This is a genomic window from Kutzneria chonburiensis, from assembly GCF_028622115.1.
GTDB lineage: Bacteria > Actinomycetota > Actinomycetes > Mycobacteriales > Pseudonocardiaceae > Kutzneria > Kutzneria chonburiensis.
In genome coordinates, this window is record NZ_CP097263.1 from 9,243,178 (window position 1) to 9,264,910 (window position 21,733).

Sequence of the window (21,733 nt, forward strand, 5' to 3'; positions counted from 1 at the left end):
GATGGGCTGGAGCCTGGGGGAGCTCATCGCCCGGCACGACGTGCCCGGGGCGCAGGTGGCGGTGCTGGCCGACGGCCGGATCGAGGACGACGCGGCGGGTGTGCTGAGCCGGCACACCCGGGTCGAGGCCACCACCGACTCGATCTTCAAGATCGGGTCGATCACCAAGCTCTGGACGGCCACACTGGTTCAGCAGTTGATGGACGAGGGTCTGCTGGAGCTGGACCGGCCGGTGAGCGACTACCGGCCCGGCCTCGGAAAGTTCACGGTTCGGCAGCTGCTCACCCACACGAGTGGCATGGACGCCAACCACTTCGTCGACACCGGCCGTGGCGACGACGCGATCGAGAAGTTCGTCGACACGCTGGCCGATGTCGACCATCCGTTCCCGCCGGGCACGGTCTTCTCGTACTCCAACAGCGGCTTCGCGACGCTCGGGCGGCTGGTGGAAGTATTACGCGGTCAGCGTTTTCACGACGTGCTGCGCGAGCGTATCGCGACGCCGCTCGGCCTGAGGACGGTCGCCGTCGACCCGTACGAGGCGATCTTGCACCGCGCGGCCGTCGGCCACTTCGACGGCGGAGAGCCCACGACGAGCTGGGCCGTTCGCTATCACTGCACGCCCAGCGGCTCGCACCTGGCGATCAGCGCCCGCGAACTGCTGGAGTTCGTTCGCATGCACCTGACCGACCCGAACCTGGCCGCACTGCGCGAAACCCAGCTCGACGAGGTCCCGGACTTCGGTGGCGGTCAAGTGGGCTGGGGGCTGGGCTGGATGCGCTACCGGGACGGAATCGTCGGCCACACCGGCGTTTCCAAGGGACAGAAGGCGTTCCTCCGGGTCGCCCCCTCGGCCGGTGTGGCCGTGGCGGTGTTGACGAACAGCGCCGGCGGCGCACCCCTGGCCTACGAGATCTTCGCGCAGGTGCTGCACGATCTCACCGGCGTCGAGACGGATCCGTTGCCCGTGCCGCCGGCCAACCCCACGCCGATCGACGTGGAGCGCATGGGCGGGACCTATCGCACCACCCTGCACGACATCACGCTCGCCGTCGAGAACGGCCGCACTTTCCTCACTTACCGGCCACGCAACGGAAAGCCGGAGAACCGCGTCGAAGTCGTCCGCCTGACCGACAAAGCTGTCATCACCGTCGAGCCGACATTCGACGGCCACCAGGTGCTCTCACTCATCGGCGACGACGGCAACGGCCGGGCCCAGTTCCTGCACAACGGATCCGCCGCCTACCGGATCGCCTGATCGGCTTCAGGCCACACCATGCGCAGCATCAAAGGACTGCCGTTGAGCCGAGTCGGATCCCCGCCGGGCGGTGACACCGGCGCCGTCTCAACCGAAATGCCGCCGTACGCCCGGTAGAATCCTTGCGCGGCAACGTTCTGCTCCAACACCCACAGGTACAAAGGCCTAGATCCCACGGCCTCGGCCGCGAGGCACAGCAGTCGGCGGCCCAGGCCAGAGCCGCGTTGATCGTGCCTGACGTGCAGGTTGTCGACCAGACTGCCCCACTTCGGATCGGCGTCGAAGATGACGTGCACGAAGCCCACCAGTAGATCATCCTGTTCCGCGACAACGGTTGCGCTGCCGGCCGGAGACGCGAGCCGGGCCGACCACACCTCGCGACGATTGGCCACCACATCGCCGTCCAGAAAGGAATCCGCGTACGCGCCGCGGTAGAACCGCTGCCAGCTATCGGCATGCAGCTCGGCGATCCGGTCGGCGTCCTCGACTTCGGCCGGTCGGAACACGGTCATGGGTCCACAGCTCCTTGGCTCGCGGCTTGCCCGACGCCGGTGCGCCGAGCCCGGTCATCACCCGGAGCACCCCGCCCGCCAACGCCAGGGTTGCCGGCCAGCGAGCCGGGGCTTGACGCTGGCACTCATGACCTTGCTTCGCAGCCTAGCAGCCGCCTAGCCGTCGTACAGCCCCATTTCCTCCTCGGTCGGCCGCTCGAAGTCGCGGCTCCAGACCTCGAGGTCGGCCCGCGTGATCGGCGGATCCTCCCGGCCCCGCTCCTGAATCCGCCGCCACAGCTCGTCGACCGGCACGTCCAGGTACACCAACTCCACCGACGCGCCGAGTTCCCGCGCCTCGATCCGCACCGTGTCCCGCTCGGCCCGGCTCCACGTGCCCCATTCGATCACGACGGTCACGCCGGCCCGGAGCATGTCCTTGGCCAGCACCCATTGCAGCGCCTCCACCCGTGCCCGCATCGCCGTGTCCCACAGGTTCACGCGCAATGCGTCCATCCAGTCGTCGGGCGAGAGCCGAACCCCGCCACGCTCCGCCGCCAGCCGACGGGCGTGCGTGGTCTTGCCGCTCCCCGGCAGCCCGCAGACGATGATCAGCGATACCCTCACACCCGGATCCTGCCAGCCCGCGCCAGCGGATGCAGGGAAGGACGATCTTGGTGGCCGGCCGGCGGCACTGCTGACGTCAGGCCTGGCGGATGGTGCCGCGGCCGGGGATCAGGGGGAGATCCAGAGCTGACACCAAACGGGCCGGCAGGGCGTCGAGATACGGGATGGCGTTGACGGCGCGCATCCCGGTGGCCAGGCAGCCGCCGCTGACGGGATCGCCGTCGACCTCGTGGCGGAAAGCGGTCTCCTGGGTGATCTCGGGGCTGCCCTTGACGATGATGCGGTAGGCGTCGTTCTCCACCGACGCGGCCCGGGCCCACTCGGGGGCAGCGGCGTTGGTGATGCGGTTGACGTGCTCGATGACGATACGAGGCTCGTCGCCGACCCAACCGCGGATCTCGAAGCGCACGGCGGCGCAGTGGCCCTCCTCGATGACGCCGTGCTGGTACTCGATACGGGAAGGCGCGGGCCACTTCTCGTAGACGGTGTCGATGCGGTCGAGCTTGACACCGACGGCATCGGCGATCATGGGAATGGTGTGGCCCCAGGCGAAGATGAGGACCTGCGGGATCTCCAGCACGGCCTGTGCGGACAGCGGCAGGCTGAAGCCCATGACCTTGCTGTAGTCGCCGGCGTAGCTGGCGTAGTCCACCAGCTCCTGGATCCGCACGCTGTCGACCCGGCCGCAGACTCCCAGCAGTGTCAACGGAAACAGGTCGTTGGCGAAGCCGGGATCGATGCCGGTGGTGAAGCACGCCCTGCCGGACTCGGCGCACGCCTGCTCCAGCGCGGCCCGGAGCTCGGGCGGGCAGACATCCGGATACACCAGGGGAGTCATGGACGTGGACACGACGTGCTTGCCGGATCGCAGCGCCAGCACCATGTTCTGGATGTTCTCCAGCGCGAACTCCGCGGTGGGGCCGAAATACGCGACGGCGTCGGCCTCGGTGTCCAAAGCGGACCGCACATCGGTGGTGGCGACAACCCCGACCGGAGCACCGCCGATCAGCACCCCGGCGTCCACGCCGTCCTTGGCCGGGTCGTGCACGATCACGGCGGCCAGCGAGAACTCGGGATGGTCGAGCAGTTCCCGGATCACGAGCTTGCCGACCACGCCGGTGCCCCAGACGATCACCTTGTGCGCCATAGCTTTTCCCCTCAGCGGAAGTACTCGCCACCGTTGACGAACAGCGTCTGCCCGGTCAGCATGCGGGCCCGGTCGGACGCGAAGAACACGGCCGCCTCGGCCACATCGGTGTCCTCGGCGATCGCGTTGAGCGCGGCCTTGGCCGCCAGCTCGGCCTTGACCTCGTCCTCGGGCACGTTCCGGCTGGCCGCGATCCACTGGATGTACATCTCGACGTTGGGCCCCAGCATCCAGCCCGGCACCACCGAGTTGACCCGGATCTTGCGCGGCCCCAGCTCCTGGGCCAGCGAGAACATGGCGGCGTGCAGCGCGCCCTTGGACGTGGCGTAGGCGGCCTGCGGCAGCGTCGGGCTGAACGCGGCCTGGGTGCCGATGATCACGATCGCGCCGCCGCGCACGGACAGCGCCGGCAGCGCGGCCTGGGTGAGCCGCATGGTGCCGATGACGTTGACGTCCAACACCTTGCGCCACAGGTCGAGGTCGGCGCCTTCGAGCCCGCCGAACACGCGGTCGCGGGCGGCCACGTGGATTACCGCGTCGACCGCGCCGAACCGCTCCATGGCCACCGCCACCAGGCCGTCGCAGTCGTCGGCCGAGGTGATGTTGGTGACGGCGTACGCCGCCCGCGGCCCGATCTCCTCGGCCACGGCCTTCAGGTTGTCTTCCGTCCGCGCGCCGAGGACGACGTTGGCGCCGTCGCGGGCCGCCGCGAGCGCGGTCTGCCGGCCGAGACCGGCGCCGACCCCGGACACGATCACTGTCTTGCCGTCGAGGACCACCCAATTAACGTAACAGCGTGTTACGTTATTCACAATGACGGGAATGGAGCAGTCCGAGCGGCCCAGGGGCCGCCCCCGGGACCGGGCGATCGACGACGCGGCCCTGCTGGCCGCGCGTGAGCTGCTGGTCGAGGTCGGCTGGGACCGGCTGTCCATGGTGGCCATCGCCGAGCGGGCCGGCGTCGGCCGGCCGGCGCTCTACCGGCGCTGGCCGTCCAAGACCCACCTGGTGTTCGAGGCGGTGTTCGCCTGGTCGGAGGAGCCGACGCCGGTGCTGGCCTCGACCGACTCCGGCGAGTGGGTGCGCGGGTCCTTCGCCTACACCGCGGAGTTGTTCAACCGGCCCGAGGTGCGGGCCGCGCTGCCCGGCCTGCTGGCCTCGCTGCGGGACCACCCGGAGCTGCAATCGGCCCTGTGGCGGGAGTTCGGCGTGCCCGGCCGGGTCTCGCTGGAGGAGCTGCTGCACGCCGAGGGCAGCGACGACGCCGTGGCCGACGCGCAGGCGCTGATGGTGCTGGTGATCGGCTCGTGCATGGTCACGTCGCTGCTCGGCGGCTCGGCGACGGTGGTCGACCGGCTGCCCGAGATGGTGCGCCCGCGACCCCTGTGACCGCACGAACCGTGCCGCGCCTCAGCTCTCGGCCCGGTAGCGGTGCACGAGGGCGACGGCCATCGCGCCCTCGCCCGCGCTGGAGGCGATCCGCTTCATCGAGTTCGCCCGCGCGTCGCCGGCCGCGAACACGCCCGGCACGCTCGTCTCCAGCAGCAGCGGCAGCCGCGGCAGATCCCAGCTCGGCCCGACCGGCACGTCCGGGCCGGTGAGGATGAATCCGTTGCCGTCCAAGGCGATGCACGTCGACAGCCAGTCGGTGTTGGGCCGCGCCCCGATGAACGTGAAGACGTACTCGGTGTCATGCGTCGACTTCACGCCGGTCGAGCTGTCCAGCAGCGTCACGCCGGCCAGCTGTTCGTCCCCGTCGGCCGCGACGATCTCGGTGTTCAGCCGCACCTCGATGTTGGCCGCCGCGGTGATCTCGTCCACCAGGTACTGGGACATGCCCTTGTCCAGCCGGTCGCCGCGGATCACCAGGCTGACCTGCTGCGCGTGCCGGGCGAAGTGCACCGCCGCCTGCCCGGCCGAGTTCGCGCCGCCGACGACGAAAACATGTTGCCCCACACAGGATGCGGTCTCGGACGTGGTGGCGCCGTAGTAGACGCCGGCGCCCTCGAAGCGGTCCGCCCCCTCGGCGGTGAGCCGGTTGTAGCGCAGGCCGGGGGAGAGCAACACCGTGCTGGCACTGATCTCCCGGCCGTCGGACAGCGTCAGCACGCGGGCCCGTCCGGACGTGCGCAGGCCGCAAACGCTGGCGGGGGCCAGTAGTTCGGTGCCGAACCGCCGTGCCTGCGTGACCGCGCGACGGATCAGCTCCGCCCCGCTGACGCCCGACGGGAAACCGAGGTAGTTCTCGATCCGACTGGACGTCCCCGCCTGCCCGCCCGGCACGTACGACTCGACCAGCAGCGTGGACAGACCCTCGGAGGAGCCGTACACGGACGCGGCCAGACCGGCCGGCCCACCGCCCACGATGGCCAGGTCGTAGTGCTCCCGGAACTCACGACCGCTGAGCTCCAAGGCTTCCACCAGATCACGGTCGGACGGCCGGGGCAGCACCTTGCCGTCCGGCAGCAGCACAGCCGGCAACGGGCCGTCCACCGCGACGGCCGGATCCCGTTCCACGTCAACGAAACGGAACGGCTGGTGCAGCCGGGTCAGCAGGTCCCGCACCCGGTGCGTTGCCGGCGCCGACCGGTGCCCGACCACACGGATCCCGTCGTACGGCGGCAGATACGTGCGCTGCCAGTCCTCGAGCAGCTCGTCCAGCACCGGATACAGCCGCTCCTGCGGCGGTTCCCACGGCTTGACCAGGTAGTGGTCCAGCCGCACCTGGTTGATCGCGTCGATGGCCGCCTTGGTGTCGGCGTACGCGGTCAGCAGCACCCGCCGCGCGCGGGGGAACAGCTCCAGCGTGCGGGCCAGGTAGTCGACGCCGTTCATCTCCGGCATGCGCTGATCGGCCAGCAGCAGCGCGGGTTCCTCGCCCCGCTTGCGCACGGCTTCCAGCACCCGCAGCGCCTCGGCCGGCGAGTCGACCGCCATGACCCGGTAGCGGTCCTGGTACTGCCGGCTCAGGTCGCGTCGGATCGCGCGCAGCACATGCGGATCGTCGTCGACCGCGAGCACCACCGGGCGGTGTCGTTCAGGCATGGCAGTCTCCAATGCCGCGCGGACTTGGCCGGCCAATCGTCCCCGCCGAGGCCTGCTCGACGCGCGCTGACCTGACGCAGTCGCACGACTGTTGTGCCCGTGGCTGCGTCAAGTCGCGGAAGTAGCGGTGGTTGTGTTGTTCGGCAATCACTCGAGAGGTTGACTGCGATGCGAGAAGAACGATCGAGTGGGGAGCACACCCATGTCCAAGAAGATCCTCTTCATCCTGTCCGAATACGGATACTGGGGCGAGGAACTGGTCGGTCCGCTGGCGGCCTGCGACGAACAGGGATACCAGGTCGTGTTCGCCACGCCGAACGGCAAGCGGCCGGTGCCGCTGCCGCCCAGCGTCGACCCCGGCTACATCGACCCGCCACTGGGTCGTTCGGTGACCACGCCGGAAGTGGCGGCCTCGGTCGTCGCGCTGGACGGGTCCGGCCGGCTCGACGAGCCGGTCAGCCTGGCCGAGTGGGTGCCGGAACGGCCGTACAACAGCGAGAACAACTTCCTGCGCAAGATCGAGGCCTACTACCGCGAGCTGGACGACGTGGCCGAGGACCTGCGCTCGTTCGACGCGATGGTGATCGTCGGCGGCTCCGGCCCGATCGTGGACCTGGCCAACAACGGCCGGGTGCACGAGCTGATCCTGGCCTTCGTCCGCGCCGGCAAGCCGGTGGTGGCCGAGTGCTACGGCGTTGCCTGCCTTGCCTTCGCCCGCAGCTGGGAGGACCGGGACAGCATCATCGACGGCAAGCACGTCACCGGTCACTGCAAGGAGTACGACTACAAGGACGGCACCGGCTTCATCGGCGTCGAGTTCAACATGGGCCCGCCGCCGTACCCGCTGGAGTACATCCTGCGCGACGCCACCGGCCCGAACGGGCGCTACCACGGCAACGTCGGCCACGAGACCTCGGTGATCGTGGACTACCCGTTCATCACCGCACGGTCCACTCCGGACTCCTTCCTGGCCGGCGAGAAGCTGGTCGAGGTGCTGGAGTCGGGGCTGACCCGGTACGGCTGGTGAGCCGGCGATGACTCCACGGCCCGGCAAGGTCGCCGTCTTCGAGCAGTTCACCGCCGACGGCATCACCACGATGTTCGGCAATCCCGGCACGGTCGAGCAGGGCTTCCTCGACGTGCTGGAATCGGTGCCGGATTTCGACTACGTGCTGGCGTTGCAGGAGACCGTCGCGATCGGCATCGCGGACGGCTTCGCCCGTGCCGGCGCCCGCCCCGCCCTGGTGCAGCTGCACTCGGGCGTGGGACTGGGCAACGGGATCGGCATGCTCTACCAGGCCAAGCGGGGGCATTCGCCGCTCGTGGTCGTCGCCGGCGAGGCTGGTGTCCGCTACGACGCGATGGACGCCCAGATGGCCGCCGACCTGGTCGCCATGGCCAAGCCGGTGACCAAGTACGCGACCAGGGTGATCGACCCGTCCTCGGTGCTGCGGGTGCTGCGCCGGGCCGTGAAGATCGCGATGACGCCGCCCCGCGGGCCGGTGTTCGTCGCGCTGCCGATGGACGTGCTCGACGAGCTCACGGCCGAGGCGGCACTGCCGACCGTCATTCCCAACAGGACGGTCACGCCGGCGGCGGCCGACATCGCCGAGGCGGTCGAGCTGCTGGCCGCCGCGCGCAACCCGATTGTCCTGATGGGCGACGGGGTTTCGGTGTCCGGCGCGCAGGAGCAGCTGACCGCGGTGGCCGAGATGCTGGACGCGCCGGTGTACGGCGTAGACAACTCCGAGCTCAACATGGATCCCCGGCACCCGCTGTACAAGGGCAACACGGGGCACATGTTCGGCGAGGACAGCGCCCGCCGACTGTCCGATGTGGACGCGGTGCTGATCGTCGGCACGTACGTGTTCTCGGAGGTCTTCCCGGCGCTGGGCAACCCGTTCCCGCCGGGCGCCAAGGTCGTGCACATCGACCTGGACGACTACGAGATCGCCAAGAACCACCCGGTGGACATCGCGCTGGCCGCCGACCCGAGGCCGACGCTGGCGGCCATCGCCGACGGCCTGGCCGAGGCCGGTCGGGCCCGCGGCATCTTCGACCAGGTGCCGCGGCCCGAAGTGACCGCGGACAGCCCGATGATGGCGGTCTTCGCGGCCGAGCTGCACAACCAGACCGGCGACGACCTGATCGTGATCGACGAAGCGCTGACGGCGTCGCCGCACCTCACCGCGCACCTGCCGCGGCGGCTGCCCGGCACGTACTTCGCCACCCGCGGCGGCTCACTCGGCATCGGGATTCCCGGCGCCATCGGGGCGAAGCTGGCCCGGCCGGACGCGCCGGTCGTCGGCTTCACCGGCGACGGCGGCAGCATGTACACCATCCAGGCGCTGTGGACGGCCGCGCGGCACAACGTCGCGGCCAAGTTCGTGATCTGCAACAACCACCGGTACCAGCTGCTGGACGACAACATCGACCGCTACTTCGCGGAACGCGACATCGCCCAGCACGTGCACCCCAGCGGCTTCGACCTGGCCGAGCCGGAGATCGGCTTCGTCGGGTTGGCGGAAAGCCTCGGGGTGCCGGCGATGCGGGTGGACAAGCCGGAGCAGGTGGCGGCCGCGGTGCAGCGGATGCTCGACCACGACGGCCCGTTCCTCATCGACCTCGTGACGGCCTGAGAGGAGGCGGACGAATGACGATCTCGGTACCCGTCGCCGACACCGGGCGGCTGGTCGGACGCAACATCGCGATCCTGATGGAAAGCGACTACGTCGAGCCGGAAATCGCCTACTACGAAAGGCGGTTCGCGGAGGAGGGCGCACACGTCGACCTGCTCACCCGGCTGTGGGGGCAGGAGTCGATGACCTTCTTCGGCCACGAGTACCAGGCGCCGATGTCGGTCAGCGGCGACCTGGAGGCCGTGACCGACGAGCAGCTGCACGGCTACGACGCGCTGATCGTGCCGGGTGGCATGGTGTCCGACCGGTTGCGCTACACCGAGGACGTGCGGGAGCTGGCGCCCGCGGTGCAGCTGCTGCGGCGCGCGTTCGCCGTGCCGACCATCCTCAAGGGCATCATCTGCCACGGCATGTGGCTGGTGTCGCCCATCCCCGAGGTGGTCAAGGACCGCAGGCTCACCTGCCACAACAACCTCATCGGGGACGTCCGCAACATGGGCGCCCGCTACACCGACCAGGACGTCGTCGTGGACAACGACCTGATCACCGGCCGCAGCGCCGGGCACTGCCATCTGTTCGCCCGCACGCTGATCGACCTCGTCGTCGCGCGCACCGACCACCGCCGCTCGTGGGACCGCGGGCCGAGGCCGGCACTGCAGGGAGTGCGTCATGTCCGCTGAGCTGGACTTCACCTTCTCCGACACGGTCGCCGGCTACGTCACCGGCTACGACCACGAACGCGCGCTGCTCGACCTGCGCACCAGCGACGGCAAGGCGGTGCGGGCCGACATGGGCGCGCTGACCAACGCCGAGTTCCTGCGCAACCTCGGTGCGCCGTCGATCGACGCCACCTCGCACGTGCGGGAGATGCTGGTGCCGGGCCGGCACGTGCACGTGCGCGGCATCGGCTATCCGGGCGGGCGGTTCGAGGCCAAGCACCTGACCTTCCTCGGCCGCCGCCCCGGCGAGTACAACTTCGAGGAGCAGGGCTGGTGGGCGGCGCAGCTCGACGAGCTGGCCAAGTTCTACCGCCGCGCCCAGTTCGGCAAGAAGAACCCGGTCGACTACGCCGACTACCGCACGACCCTGCGGCTGGGCGGCGACAAGAGCGACCACCACGTGCAGGAGACCGACACCATCTCGCGGCTGGTCTACGGCATGGCCTCGGCCTACATGCTGACCGGCAACGAGGACTTCCTCGGCGTGGCCGAGAAGGGCACCGAGTACCTGCGCGCGCACATGCGGTTCGTTGACCGCGACGACGACGTCGTCTACTGGTACCACGGCGTCGATGTGCGTGACGGCGTCGAGACGAAGCTGTTCACCTCGGAGTTCGGCGACGACTACGACGCGCTGCCGGCGTACGAGCAGATCTACGCGCTGGTCGGCCCGACGCAGACCTTCCGCGTCACCGGCGACCCGCGCATCGCCGAGGACATCGACGGCACGCTTCGCCTGTTCCACAAGTTCTTCCACGACCCGGAGCGGGGCGGCTACTTCTCGCACATCGACCCGATCCTGCTCAGCCCGCACCACGAGTCGCTTGGCCCCAACCGGTCCCGCAAGAACTGGAACTCGGTCGGCGACCACGCCCCGGCGTACCTGATCAACCTGTTCCTGGCCACCGGGGACAAGCGGCACGCCGACATGCTCGAGGAGACCTTCGACCTGATCACCGAGCACTTCCCGGCCAAGGACAGTCCCTTCGTGCAGGAGCGGTTCCACGCCGACTGGTCGGCCGACCAGGAGTACGGCTGGCAGCAGAACCGGGCGGTGGTCGGGCACAACCTGAAGATCGCCTGGAACCTGATGCGGATGAACGCCATCCGGCCCAAGCAGTCCTACCGCGACCTGGCCGAGCAGCTGGGCCGGAGCATGCCGGCCATCGGCAGCGACACCCGCCGCGGCGGCTGGTACGACGTGGTGGAGCGGGTCATCCGGGACGGCGAGAGCGTCCCGCGCTTCACCTGGCACGACCGCAAGGCCTGGTGGCAGCAGGAGCAGGCGATCCTCGCCTACCTCATCCTGGCCGGCAACACCGGCGACGAGGAGTTCCTGCGCCACGCTCGGGAGGCGTCGTCGTTCTACAACGCCTACTTCCTCGACCACGACGAGGGCGGCGTGTACTTCAACGTGCTGGCCGACGGAATGCCGTACCTGTTGGGCACCGAGCGGCTCAAGGGCAGCCACTCGATGAGCATGTACCACGCGTCGGAGCTGGCTTTCCTGGCCACCGTGTACGGCCGGCTGCTGCTGCACAACCAGCCGCTGACGCTGTGGTTCCGGCCCCGGCCGGACGGCTTCAAGGACCGGGTGCTGCGGGTGGCGCCGGACGCGCTGCCGCCCGGTCGGGTGCGGCTGGAATGGGTCGAGGTGGATGGCCGTCCGTACGGCGACTTCGACCCGGTGGCGATGACGGTGTCATTGCCCGACTCCACCCAGGACGTGGTGGTGCGGGCGCACCTGTCTCCTTTAGAGAACCGATAAGCGAGAGCGCTGCGGCTGGAGTGGTGGACATGGAACTGGAGAAGCAGATGCGCGGCCCGGTCACCGTGATCGCGCTGAACGGGGAGCTGGACAGCACGACCGCGCCGAGGGTCCAGCAGGGTCTCGACGAGCTGGTCCCGGTGCACGGCATGGTGCTGCTCGACCTGAGTCGCACCACGTACATGTCCAGCGCCGGCTTGCGGGTGCTGCTGCTGGTGTACCGGCTGTGCCAGCAGATGGGCACGCGGGTGATGGTGTCGGGCATCTCGAACGAGGTGAAGGCGGTGATGGCCGCGACCGGGTTCCTGGCCTTCTTCACCGTCGCCGGTTCCGTGGACGAGGGTGTGGAGGTCCTGGCGGCGTGAGCGAGCTTGCGAGCGAACCATTCAACGCAGTGTCTCCGCGAACGCGGGCACCGAGCGCTAGCGAGGTGCCGCAGTGAGTCGGACGCCGGAGCGCCTGGACGCGTTCCCCACCCATCACATCGCCGGCTTCGGGGTGCGGGCCGGACGGCCGCTGCCGTTCGGCGCGTCCCGGGTGCCCGGCGGCGTCAACTTCTCCGTGTACTCCGCCGGCGCGACCGGGATGACACTGGTCCTGTACCAGCGCGACGCGGCCGAACCCTTGGCGGAGCTGGACTTTCCGCCGGAGTTCGTCATCGGCGCGGTGTACTCGATGACGGTGTTCGGCATCGACGCGGAGGCCGTCGAGTACGGCTACCGCGCCGACGGCCCGTTCGAGCCCGAGGCCGGGCACCGCTTCGACCGGCGGCAGGTGCTGCTCGACCCGTACGCGACCCTGTTGCACGGCAGGGATTCGTGGGGCGGGCAGCGCCGGCCGCTGCGCTCCGGCATCGCGCTGGACGACTTCGACTGGGAGGACGACCGGCAGCTCCAGCTGCCCAGCCAGGACCTGGTGATCTACGAGGCGCACGTGCGCGGCTTCACCCGGCATCCGTCGGCCAGGGTGGCCGAGCCGGGCACGTTCGCCGGCCTGGTCGAGAAGATCCCGTACCTGAAGGAACTCGGGGTCAACGCGGTCGAGCTGATGCCGGTCTTCGAGTTCGACGAGTTGGACAACGACCGGCTCGACCCGGACCGCGGCGAGCAGCTGCGCAACTACTGGGGCTACAGCACGCTCGGGTTCTTCGCGCCGAAGGCCGGCCTGGCCGCGACCGGGCGGCTGGGCATGCAGGCCGACGAGTTCAAGAACATGGTCAAGCAGCTGCACCGGGCCGGCATCGAGGTCATCCTGGACGTGGTGTTCAACCACACCGCGGAGGGCAACGAGCTGGGGCCGACGCTGTCCTTCCGCGGCCTGGACAACAGCGTCTACTACATGCTCACCCCGGACGGCTACTACTACAACTTCAGCGGCACCGGCAACACGCTGAACTGCAACCATCCCGTGGTGCGCGGCTTCGTGCTGGACTGCCTGCGGCACTGGGCCTCACAGTTCCATGTGGACGGTTTCCGCTTCGACCTGGCCGCCATTCTGGGGCGGGCGCCCAACGGCGCTCCGCTGGCCAACCCGCCGCTGCTGGAAAGCCTGGCCGCGGACCCGATTCTGCGTGACTGCAAGCTGATCGCCGAGGCGTGGGACGCCGGCGGCCTGTACCAGGTCGGCAGTTTCCCCAACTACCACCGGTTCTCGGAGTGGAACGGCAAGTTCCGGGACACCGTGCGGCGTTTCGTGACCGGTGACGAAGGCGTGGCCGGTGAGCTGGCCACCCGGCTGCTCGGCTCGCCCGACCTGTACGCCGGCCGGGCGCCGACCGCATCGGTCAACTTCGTCACCGCCCACGACGGCTTCACCCTGCACGACCTGGTGTCGTACAACGAGAAGCACAACGAGGCCAACGGCGAGGGCAACCGCGACGGCGACAACGACAACAACTCGTGGAACTGCGGCGCCGAGGGTGACACCGAAGACGAGCAGGTGCTGGCGCTGCGGGGCCGGCAGCTGCGCAACCTGCTGCTGCTCCTGCTGACCAGCCACGGCATCCCGATGCTGGTGGCCGGCGACGAGTTCGGCCGCACCCAGCGGGGCAACAACAACGCCTACTGCCAGGACAACGACCTGTCCTGGGTGGACTGGCGATTGACCGAGACCAACGCCGACCTGCTGCGCTTCACCAAGGCCGCGATCGCGTTCCGCAAGGCCCACCCGGCGCTGCGCCGGGCCTCGCATCCGCGCGGTCACCAGGGCAGCGGGTGGTTCCCCGAGGTCAGCTGGCACGGGGAGCGGGCATGGACGCCGGACTGGTCGCCGGGGCACCGGCTGGTGGCCGCGATGCTCTACGAGCACGGTCCGCACGGGCACGACTGCGTGTACGTGGCGGCCAACGCGCATTGGGACGGGCGGGAGCTGGAGCTGCCCGGCCTGCCGGACGGTGTGGGGTGGCACCTGTTCGCCGACACCGCCCTGCCCGACGGCAACGACGTCCACCAGCCCGGCGACGAGCCGCCGCTGACCGGCGACCGGATCTGGGTCGAGCCCCGCTCGACCGTGGTGCTGGTGGCCAAGCAAACCGATGGCGAGGAGTGAGCGGGAATGAGTTTCACCACGAAGGTGCACAGTGACGACGGTGTCGTCACCATCCGGCTGACCGGCGAGCTGGACTCGCGGGCGGCGCCTGCCCTCAACGAGGTGATCGTGGAGGCGACCGCGGGCACGGTGCGGCGGCTGGTGCTGCTGGCCGAGGAGCTGACCTACATGTCGTCGGCCGGCCTGCGCTGCCTGGTGTTCGCACACCAGAAGCTGGGCCGTGGCGTGGACATCGTCCTGGTCGGGGCCACGCCGGAGGTGGCGGAGACGATCAGCCTGACCGGCTTCGACCGCAGCCTGGTCATGCAGGATCCAGTGGAGCGGTGATGGCGGGCCACCGGCTGACGCTGCGCGGTGGCGAGGCGGGCGCGGCGCGGCGACTGGCTGACTTCGTCGCGGCGCTCGCCGTCAGCGGTGGACTGGACAGCCGCCAGTCCTACTGGCTGCGGCTGGCCGTCGACGAGATCACCACCAACATCGGCCAGCACGGCTATCGGGGCCTCGGGGGGCTGGTCGAGATCGAGGGCGCGGTCGACGACGATCGCGTCTGGGTGCGCATCACCGATGAGGCGCCCGCGTTCGATCCCCACTCCCACGACCCGGCGCCGCGCCTGGCCAATGGCGCGGCGCACGACGGCGAGGGCGGCCTCGGGCTGTACCTCGCCCTGAACGGACTGGACCGCCTCGACCACGCCTATGTGGACGGTCGCAACGTCAACACGCTGATGATGCTGCGACACGCGGAGGGGGTCCGGGAGACGGACGGAGGAACGCATGGGGGCGACGATCGCGTTGGTGGTCGCTGAGGAGCACGCCACGACAAGGGAGCTGGACCGGGCGCTGCGCACGGCGGGATTCGCCGTGCGCCACGCCGTGCCCGGGCAGGAACATGCCGTGGCCGCCTCGGCGGAGCCGCCGGACATCGTGCTGGTGTCGGCCTCGGTCGGGTTGCACCGGCTGGCCACGCTCGGACAGCGGTTCGCCGCCGACGACGTGAACCCGGCGATCGTGGTGTTCCCTCAGGACGACTTCGAGGCGCTGGAAGCCTGTGTGACCGCCGGGTTCGACTGGGTGATGCCACCGTTCCTGCCGGCGCTGCTGCGCAGCCGGCTGTCCACGTGCTGGGAGCGGTCCCAGCTGGCGACCGCCGTCGAGGACATGGCCGCGGTGGCCAACCTGCGCGAGTACGAGCGGGACATGAGCATTGCCCGGGAGATCCAGGCCGGCTTCCTGCCCGAGCAGCTGCCAGCCGCGCACGGCTGGGACTTCGCGGTGCGGTTCCGGCCGGCCAAGGAGGTGGCCGGCGACTTCTACGACGGTTTCGAGCTGGTCAACGGCCGGCGGCTGGGCTTCCTGGTCGCCGACGTGTGCGACAAGGGCGTCGGGGCCGCGCTGTTCATGGCGTTGATCCGGACCCTGTTGCGACACACCGCCGAGCACACCGGCAGCTGGTGGCAGGACGACGTCGTCCAGGAAGTGTTGGTGGACAGCGAGGTCGAGGCCGGCGGCGCGCTGCCGCCGCTGCTGTCGGTCGGCGCCGGACCGCTGGTGCAGTCCGTCGTCGGCACCAACCGCTACATGGCCCGCAACCATTTGCGGCAGGGCTACTTCGCCACGCTGTTCTTCGGCGTGCTCGACCCGACATCCGGCGCCCTGCTGTACATCAACGGCGGCCACAACCCGCCGGTGCTGGTCCGCGCCGACGGCGAGATCACCACGCTGCGGCCGACCGGGCCGGCCGTCGGCATCCTCGCCGACAGCTCGTACACCTTGGGGCACACCACACTCGGCCCCGGCGACGCCCTGTTCGTGTACACCGACGGCGTCGTCGACGCCCGCGACCCCGACGGCGGCCTGTTCGGCTACGAGCGCATGCTCGACGCCGTCCGCACGCCCTGCGACACCCCGGAGCAGCTGCTCGACATCATGGACACGCAGCTGGGCCTGCACGTCGGCCAGGCCAACCAGTTCGACGACATCACCATGCTCGCCGTCCGCCGATCCGTCTGATCCGCGGACCGCACAAGCGAAAGGGGCCGCTCCCACCGGGAGCGGCCCCTTCGCGTCGGGCTCAGCCGGCGGCGACCGCCTGGCTCAGCTCGGCCGCCAGCTCACCGATCGGCGTGCCGGACAGCAGCACCCCCAGTGACACCGGAATGCCGAGATCGTTGCTCAACCGGGTGCGCAGCCGGGCCGCCATCAGCGAGTCCAGCCCGAGGGCCGACAGCCGCATGGTCGGGTCGGCCTCTTCCTTCGGCAGCGCCAGCAGCGTGGTCACGTGCTCGACCAGCAGGGTCTCGATGTCCTGCTGCTGCGGTCGGGTCCGAGCCACCCGCAGCACCGGCACAGTGCGGGCGGACGCCGCCTTGGCCAGCCGTCCGGTGGAATGCACGCACCAGCGCCGCGTGCGTTCGGAGGACGGTTGCAGGCCCAACAACTCGTACTGCCAGCCGCCGCGGGTCGCCCGCAGCGTCACCCGCACGGTCCGGGCCGACGGGTCGCTGGGCAGCGGCCGCACCGTACGGGTCTGCTCGATCACGTAACGCGTGTGTTCGAACAGTTCCCCGACCGCCGTGCGCAGCGTCTCCTCGACCGACGAGCCGAGCTCGCCGTCCCAGGTGAGCACCGTGTCGGCGTTGGCCGCGTCGGTGTCGGGCACCCAGAACCGCTTGCGCTGCCACGGATAGCTCGGCAGGTCGACGTACCGGCCGGGCCCGTTGATCTCGTGCCAGTCCAGTTCGTACCCCACGGCGTACACCGCGGCGGCGGACCGCAGCAGCGACAGCGTCGCCGGTTCGTTCCGCCGGGTCGACGCGACCGCGATGCCGACCTGGCCGGCGTCGAACAGCACCCCCTCGACCTCGTCCAGCAGCAGCGGATGCGCGCTGATCTCGATGTACACGGTCGGCCGGTCGGTGGCCGCGGCCGCGCGGAGCGCCGCGGCCAGCTGCACCGGCCGGCACAGGTTGTCGGCCCAGTACTCGCCGTCCATCCCGGACCCGTCGACCAGTTGGCCGGTGACCGTCGACCAGATCGGGATCCGCCCGGCCGTCGGCCGCAGATCGACCAGGTCGTCCACCAGCGCCGGCCGCAGCGGCTCGACGTGCTCGGAGTGCGACGCGAAGTCGATGTCGATCATCCAGCAGGGCACGTCGTCGGCCCGCAGCCGCTCGACGATCGTGGCCAGCGCGGTGCGGTCGCCGGACAGTGCGGTGCTGGCGACACCGTTGATCGCACCGATGCTGACCCGACCGGCGAACTCGCCGATCGCCGCGGCGGCCGGCGCGGGGGCCAGCCGGACCAGGGCCATGCCGCCGTCGTGGTCGAGTCCGTCGAGCAGCCGAGCCCGGCGGCAGGCCACCGCCGCGCCCTCGGCCACGGTGAGCGCTCCCGACACCGTGGCGGCGGCGATCTCGCCGATGCTCTGGCCGACCAGCTCGTCCGGTCGGACGCCCCACTGCCGCCACACCGCCGCGAGCGCCACCTGCACCGCCCACAGCGTCGGATGCACCTGGCACGGCCCGACGGGCTGCTGGCCCTCCGCGATCAGCCGCAGCGGTGAGAAGCCGAGCTCCCACCGGACCGCCGCGTCGCACTCGGCCAGGCGGTCCCGGAACACCGGCTCGTTCTCGAGCAGGTCCCGCGCCATGCCGGTCCAGTGCGAGCCCTGGCCGGAGAACACGAAGACGACCTTGGGCTGGACGTCCTTGTGAGGAATGCTCGGTTCCCAGGTCGCCCGCAGCAGCGCCGCCGCCTCGGCCGGGCCGTCGGCGGCGACGGCCCGGCGAAAGCGGTGGTGCGATCGCCGTGCGCCGGCGCTGTAGGCGATGTCCCGCAGGCAGTTCTCGCCGTCGATCCGGTCCGCGGTGAGTTCGGCCAGCTGGGTCAGCGCCTTCGGCGCCCGCGCGGAGATCGGCAGCAGGTACGGCCGCTGCCCGACGCTCGGCGGGTGCGGCGCCTCGTCCGGCGCCTGGAGCAGCACGATGTGCGAGTTCGACCCGGAGATGCCGAAAGCGCTCACGCCCGCGACCCGCCGATGGCCCGTCGTCGGCCACGGCCGGCTGGTCAACGGCAGCTCCAGCGGCAGATTCTCGTCCTCGAGCAGGGACAGCGGATTCTCCACGTGCAGCGTCGCCGGCACGATCCCGTGCCGCAGCGCCAACGCCGTCTTGATCAGGCCGGCCAGGCCGGACGCCGGCTCCAGGTGGCCGACGTTCGACTTCGCCGAGCCGACCAGGCACCGGCTGCCGGTGGGGCGGCCGTCGCCGAGCACCGTGCCCAGCGTGCGGAGTTCGACCCGGTCACCGGTGACCGTGCCGGTGCCGTGCGCCTCCACGTAGTCCACATCGGCCGGCGCGATGCCGGCGTCCCGGTAGGCGCCGCGCAGGGCCAGCTCCTGGCCGACGCTGCTCGGCGTCATCAGCGAACCGCCGCTGCGGCCGTCGTTGCTGCTGGCCACACCGGCGATCACGGCGTGGATGCGGTCGCCGTCGGCGATCGCATCGGACAGTCGCTTGAGCACGACCGAGGCAACGCCCTCGCCACGCACGTACCCGTTGGCGTCGGCGTCGCCGAAGCGGCTGCGGCCGTCCGGCGAGATGACCGTGCCCTGGGACAGCGCGATGGCGTGGTGCGGCGTCAGCTGTAGCGACACCGAGGAGACCAGCGCCAGGTCGGTCTCCCCGGCCCGCAGCGCCTGGCAGGCGGTCTGGATCGCCATCATGGCGGTGGCGCAGGTCGCGTCCACCGACACGCTCGGGCCGTGCAGGTCGAGCGCGTGCGAGATGCGGCCGGCCGCGGTGCCGTACATGCCGGCGCCCATGATCGAGTGCAGGTCGACCATGCCGGCCTCGCGCAGCAGATCCCAGTACTCCGACATGAGGCACGCGCCGGTGTAGACGCCCGCCCCCGTGCCGGCGATGTCCTCCAGGCGCAGGCCGGCGTCCTCGACGGCCTCGTAGGTGGACTCCAGCAGCATCCGGTGCTGTGGGTCGATCCGGACCGCCTCCCGCGGCGCGATGCCGAAGAAGGCCGCGTCGAACTTCTCGACGTCGTCGACGAAGCCACCCCGCGTGCTGTTCACGGTGCCCTTGCTGCGGGGGTCGTCGCTGTACAGCGCGGCCGCGTCGTAGCGCGAGATCGGCACCTCGGTGATGGTGTCGCGGCCGCCGGACAGCACGTCCCAGTACTCGGCGACCGAGGTGGCGCCGGGGAACCGGCAGCTCATGCCGACGATGGCGATCTGACGGGACTGGTCGGGGGCGCTCATCCGGCCACCACCACAGTGCTCGTGGGCTCGGTACTCAGCGGTGGCAGCGGACCGGCGGCCAGCGAGGAGATGGCCACCGCCACGGTCCAGCCGCTGCTGCGGCGGGCCGCGTGGAAGCCCGAGGCCATCGCCGTCGCCTCGCCGATGCGCCCGCCGAGCAGGAGCGCGTCGATCAGCAGGGCCCGCAGGTACGGGGCCAGCCACGGCAGGTCGACGTGCCCGGCTTCGTCGGCCGCGACGGCCCGCCGGATGTGCGGGATCGCCTGCCACGGCCGCATCTCCGCCATCGCCAGCAGGCCACGCGCGGCCTGGTCGAACAGGATCTCCCCCCGATCGTGCAGCACCGGCTCGGCCGCCAGCAGGGCCGACGCCACGGCCGTGCGGCCGCCGACCGCGGCGATCCAGGCCCGCATCCCGGCCGGTACCCCGGCCTCGGCGAGCACGTGGTCCGCGTCGTCCGGCCGCCGCAGGCCGAAGGCCACCGCGATACCCCGCAGCAGCGCCGTCTCCCGGTCGGACGGTGCGGATTCCAGCAGCCGCAGGCATTCCGCCGGTCGGGCGCGCAGCAGCAGGGCGGTGGCCAGCGCCCGACGCGCCCAGTCGTCCAGTTCCGTCGCCAGGTCGCACAACAGCTCGACGCGGGCGAGGTCCAGGGATTCCCACGCGACCCGGATCGCGTCGGCCAACCGGGCGGTCGCCGCGTCGCTCAGGGGCGGGCCTGCGGTGACGGGGCCGGCCACCCGCCACTTCCCGTCCCGCGGCTCGAGCCGCCCTCGGTCGACCAGTTCCCTCAGCAGCAAGGGATTTCCGCCGCTGGCGGCGTGCAGCGCATCCGACGTCGCGGTGTCGACCCGGCCGTCGACAAGGCCGCCGACCACGAGGTTCACCTCGCCGGGCGTGAGCGACGCCAGCTTCACGGTGGTGATGTCGTGCTCGTAGGCCAGGCAGTCCAGCGGATCCGGGGTGACCCGGCCCGTCAGGTGGGTCACCACCAGCTGTGCCCGGCCGGTGCGGTGCAGCTCGCGCAGCACCAGCATGCTGGCGTGGTCGGCGAGATGCGCATCGTCCACGAAGATCGGCCGCCGGCCGTCCTCGGTGAGTTCGTACAGGTCGCGTGCCCCGGCACGGACCGCTTCCGTCAGCGGCGATCCGGCGCCGAGCCCGGGTAGCAGCCGGCGCAGCATGCCGAAGGCGGTGTCGCCGCCGCGGCCCGACAACCACAACGCGGTCGCCGGGCCGCCGGGTAACCGGCCGGCTGCCTCGCGGAGCAGGCTGCTGCGGCCCATACCGGGTTCGCGGGCGACGACGACCACCGCGCTGCCGCGCCGGTCGTGCGTCGGGCGAACCTGGTCAAGCTCATAGTTTCTACCGACAAAGCTCCAAGCCATCGGTGTCCCCCACCCTTGTGCCTCGCTTGAAGAATGCGTAGTCGGGTGCGCACGGGAACGATGAGTGTTCCCGCGCTGCTACCCGTGGTATGGCCGCCATTCGCGGCAAAGGCGCTCCCCGAGCGCCGGCCCTCAGGGCCTATCCGCATGACAGCCACCGGCCGACGACGTTGACGGCCACTGTGCACCTTTAATTGTCAGAATGCACTCCCGCCTGTCAACGTGCATTTAACGGACTGCGCGCGGCGGCAATCTGCGCTAGGGTAGGTGGAAGATCACCATGACATCGTCGTAATCGCTCGGGTACAGCGCGGTGAAACGCCACGGGTACTCACCGTGCACGGGGTGTCGCAGCCTGCGTTCGCGGGTTCGCTGCACATGGACATCGTGCTCGGCCCACCATTGCTCGAACATGGGATGCGCTTCGGTGGCCATCGCGACCACCTGTTCCAGCCGCGGATGTCCCCGATAGGGCGCGGTGATCCAGCGCACTCGGGCGATGAGATCCTTGACGTCGTACTCCCAGTTGACAAAGCAGTACTGGGCCTGCGGATCGGACAGCATCCACAACAGCATGTTCCTGCGTTCGGCAGGAATCTTTCCGAAGTCGGTGTACCACTCCTTGGCCGCCTGGTTCCAGGCCAGCACATCGCAGAACCGATCGCCCGCGTATACCGGGGCGGTCCCGGTGTCTGTGATATCAACCACACCGCGCAGCAGTTCTTCCCGCTCCTGCCGGCTCTGTTCGGCCGCGGACACGCTGGTGTGCCCGTAGGCCAGCGTGTGCATGTAGCGCCGCTCGTCCTCGCCGAGCAGCAACACCCGGGCCAGGCTG

General features: G+C 70.3%; 19 protein-coding genes and 1 riboswitch. Of the genes, 11 read left to right on the forward strand and 8 right to left on the reverse strand.

Features of this window, described 5'->3' with window-relative positions:
* The first annotated feature begins 1 nt into the window (after position 1).
* On the forward strand, positions 2-1,258 hold the full coding sequence (locus tag M3Q35_RS42950; RefSeq protein ID WP_273938329.1) for a serine hydrolase domain-containing protein: 1,257 nt from the start codon (positions 2-4) through the stop codon (positions 1,256-1,258).
* Here M3Q35_RS42950 and M3Q35_RS42955 read toward each other — a convergent pair.
* The 4 genes from M3Q35_RS42955 to M3Q35_RS42970 form a co-directional block, all read right to left on the reverse strand.
* Entirely contained in the window at positions 1,243-1,770 is a 528-nt protein-coding gene (locus tag M3Q35_RS42955) for a GNAT family N-acetyltransferase (protein ID WP_273938330.1), read from the reverse strand. The genes M3Q35_RS42950 and M3Q35_RS42955 overlap by 16 nt on opposite strands.
* Before the next feature lie 17 nt (positions 1,771-1,787).
* Positions 1,788-1,903, reverse strand: a riboswitch (SAM riboswitch).
* A 23-nt stretch (positions 1,904-1,926) separates the two neighbouring features.
* Positions 1,927-2,376 (reverse strand): P-loop nucleotide/nucleoside kinase family protein, encoded by a 450-nt coding sequence (locus M3Q35_RS42960; RefSeq protein ID WP_273938331.1) that lies wholly within the window; start codon positions 2,374-2,376, stop codon positions 1,927-1,929.
* A 76-nt stretch (positions 2,377-2,452) separates the two neighbouring features.
* Positions 2,453-3,523: an NAD(P)H-dependent amine dehydrogenase family protein gene (locus M3Q35_RS42965; RefSeq protein WP_273938332.1), complete on the reverse strand. Its 1,071-nt coding sequence runs from the start codon at positions 3,521-3,523 to the stop codon at positions 2,453-2,455.
* Positions 3,524-3,534: 11 nt separating this feature from the next.
* On the reverse strand, positions 3,535-4,302 hold the full coding sequence (locus M3Q35_RS42970; protein ID WP_273938333.1) for an SDR family oxidoreductase: 768 nt from the start codon (positions 4,300-4,302) through the stop codon (positions 3,535-3,537).
* A 43-nt stretch (positions 4,303-4,345) separates the two neighbouring features.
* Here M3Q35_RS42970 and M3Q35_RS42975 point away from each other — a divergent pair, with 43 nt between their 5' ends.
* A complete protein-coding gene (locus M3Q35_RS42975; RefSeq protein ID WP_273938334.1) occupies positions 4,346-4,912 on the forward strand; it encodes a TetR/AcrR family transcriptional regulator in 567 nt (188 codons plus the stop codon).
* Positions 4,913-4,933: 21 nt separating this feature from the next.
* On the opposite strand, the gene M3Q35_RS42980 is transcribed toward M3Q35_RS42975, so the two are convergent.
* Complete coding sequence (locus M3Q35_RS42980) at positions 4,934-6,568, reverse strand: FAD-dependent oxidoreductase (RefSeq protein WP_273938335.1); 1,635 nt, start codon at positions 6,566-6,568, stop codon at positions 4,934-4,936.
* A gap of 202 nt (positions 6,569-6,770) precedes the next feature.
* Between M3Q35_RS42980 and M3Q35_RS42985 the strand changes: the two genes are divergently transcribed.
* The 9 genes from M3Q35_RS42985 to M3Q35_RS43025 all read left to right on the forward strand — a co-directional run bounded on the left by M3Q35_RS42985 (position 6,771) and on the right by M3Q35_RS43025 (position 16,251).
* Complete coding sequence (locus M3Q35_RS42985; protein WP_273938336.1) at positions 6,771-7,595, forward strand: type 1 glutamine amidotransferase domain-containing protein; 825 nt, start codon at positions 6,771-6,773, stop codon at positions 7,593-7,595.
* A gap of 7 nt (positions 7,596-7,602) precedes the next feature.
* On the forward strand, positions 7,603-9,207 hold the full coding sequence (locus tag M3Q35_RS42990) for a thiamine pyrophosphate-binding protein (protein ID WP_273938337.1): 1,605 nt from the start codon (positions 7,603-7,605) through the stop codon (positions 9,205-9,207).
* A gap of 14 nt (positions 9,208-9,221) precedes the next feature.
* Entirely contained in the window at positions 9,222-9,887 is a 666-nt protein-coding gene (locus M3Q35_RS42995; RefSeq protein ID WP_273938338.1) for a DJ-1/PfpI family protein, read from the forward strand.
* Entirely contained in the window at positions 9,877-11,694 is a 1,818-nt protein-coding gene (locus tag M3Q35_RS43000) for an AGE family epimerase/isomerase (RefSeq protein WP_273938339.1), read from the forward strand. Before M3Q35_RS42995 ends, M3Q35_RS43000 begins: the two co-directional genes overlap by 11 nt.
* A 29-nt stretch (positions 11,695-11,723) precedes the next feature.
* On the forward strand, positions 11,724-12,059 hold the full coding sequence (locus M3Q35_RS43005; protein WP_273938340.1) for an STAS domain-containing protein: 336 nt from the start codon (positions 11,724-11,726) through the stop codon (positions 12,057-12,059).
* Between the two features lie 73 nt (positions 12,060-12,132).
* Entirely contained in the window at positions 12,133-14,241 is a 2,109-nt protein-coding gene (gene glgX / locus M3Q35_RS43010; RefSeq protein ID WP_273938341.1) for a glycogen debranching protein GlgX, read from the forward strand.
* A 6-nt stretch (positions 14,242-14,247) separates the two neighbouring features.
* Positions 14,248-14,568, forward strand: a complete 321-nt coding sequence (locus M3Q35_RS43015) for an STAS domain-containing protein (protein WP_273938342.1) — start codon at positions 14,248-14,250, stop codon at positions 14,566-14,568.
* Positions 14,568-15,047: an ATP-binding protein gene (locus M3Q35_RS43020; RefSeq protein WP_273938343.1), complete on the forward strand. Its 480-nt coding sequence runs from the start codon at positions 14,568-14,570 to the stop codon at positions 15,045-15,047. Before M3Q35_RS43015 ends, M3Q35_RS43020 begins: the two co-directional genes overlap by 1 nt.
* Complete coding sequence (locus M3Q35_RS43025) at positions 15,016-16,251, forward strand: PP2C family protein-serine/threonine phosphatase (protein ID WP_273938344.1); 1,236 nt, start codon at positions 15,016-15,018, stop codon at positions 16,249-16,251. Before M3Q35_RS43020 ends, M3Q35_RS43025 begins: the two co-directional genes overlap by 32 nt.
* A 61-nt stretch (positions 16,252-16,312) precedes the next feature.
* On the opposite strand, the gene M3Q35_RS43030 is transcribed toward M3Q35_RS43025, so the two are convergent.
* The 3 genes from M3Q35_RS43030 to M3Q35_RS43040 form a co-directional block, all read right to left on the reverse strand.
* A complete protein-coding gene (locus M3Q35_RS43030; protein ID WP_273938345.1) occupies positions 16,313-19,510 on the reverse strand; it encodes a type I polyketide synthase in 3,198 nt (1,065 codons plus the stop codon).
* A complete protein-coding gene (locus M3Q35_RS43035; protein WP_273938346.1) occupies positions 19,507-20,898 on the reverse strand; it encodes a P-loop NTPase family protein in 1,392 nt (463 codons plus the stop codon). The genes M3Q35_RS43030 and M3Q35_RS43035 overlap by 4 nt, the downstream gene beginning before the upstream one ends.
* Positions 20,899-21,156: 258 nt before the next feature.
* On the reverse strand, positions 21,157-21,720 hold the full coding sequence (locus M3Q35_RS43040) for an MmyB family transcriptional regulator (protein WP_420704785.1): 564 nt from the start codon (positions 21,718-21,720) through the stop codon (positions 21,157-21,159).
* Positions 21,721-21,733: the final 13 nt, after the last annotated feature.

Coding starts and splice junctions, on each gene's coding strand:
- M3Q35_RS42980 (WP_273938335.1), bottom strand. CDS start 6,568: ATGCCTGAACGACACCGCCCGGTGGTGCTCGCGGTCGACGACGATCCG.
- M3Q35_RS42985 (WP_273938336.1), top strand. CDS start 6,771: ATGTCCAAGAAGATCCTCTTCATCCTGTCCGAATACGGATACTGGGGC.
- M3Q35_RS43015 (WP_273938342.1), top strand. CDS start 14,248: ATGAGTTTCACCACGAAGGTGCACAGTGACGACGGTGTCGTCACCATC.
- M3Q35_RS43025 (WP_273938344.1), top strand. CDS start 15,016: ATGGGGGCGACGATCGCGTTGGTGGTCGCTGAGGAGCACGCCACGACA.
- M3Q35_RS42995 (WP_273938338.1), top strand. CDS start 9,222: ATGACGATCTCGGTACCCGTCGCCGACACCGGGCGGCTGGTCGGACGC.
- M3Q35_RS43020 (WP_273938343.1), top strand. CDS start 14,568: ATGGCGGGCCACCGGCTGACGCTGCGCGGTGGCGAGGCGGGCGCGGCG.
- M3Q35_RS42975 (WP_273938334.1), top strand. CDS start 4,346: ATGGAGCAGTCCGAGCGGCCCAGGGGCCGCCCCCGGGACCGGGCGATC.
- M3Q35_RS43035 (WP_273938346.1), bottom strand. CDS start 20,898: ATGGCTTGGAGCTTTGTCGGTAGAAACTATGAGCTTGACCAGGTTCGC.
- M3Q35_RS42965 (WP_273938332.1), bottom strand. CDS start 3,523: ATGGCGCACAAGGTGATCGTCTGGGGCACCGGCGTGGTCGGCAAGCTC.
- M3Q35_RS43000 (WP_273938339.1), top strand. CDS start 9,877: ATGTCCGCTGAGCTGGACTTCACCTTCTCCGACACGGTCGCCGGCTAC.
- M3Q35_RS42955 (WP_273938330.1), bottom strand. CDS start 1,770: ATGACCGTGTTCCGACCGGCCGAAGTCGAGGACGCCGACCGGATCGCC.
- M3Q35_RS42990 (WP_273938337.1), top strand. CDS start 7,603: ATGACTCCACGGCCCGGCAAGGTCGCCGTCTTCGAGCAGTTCACCGCC.
- M3Q35_RS42950 (WP_273938329.1), top strand. CDS start 2: ATGGGCTGGAGCCTGGGGGAGCTCATCGCCCGGCACGACGTGCCCGGG.
- M3Q35_RS43005 (WP_273938340.1), top strand. CDS start 11,724: ATGGAACTGGAGAAGCAGATGCGCGGCCCGGTCACCGTGATCGCGCTG.
- M3Q35_RS43030 (WP_273938345.1), bottom strand. CDS start 19,510: ATGAGCGCCCCCGACCAGTCCCGTCAGATCGCCATCGTCGGCATGAGC.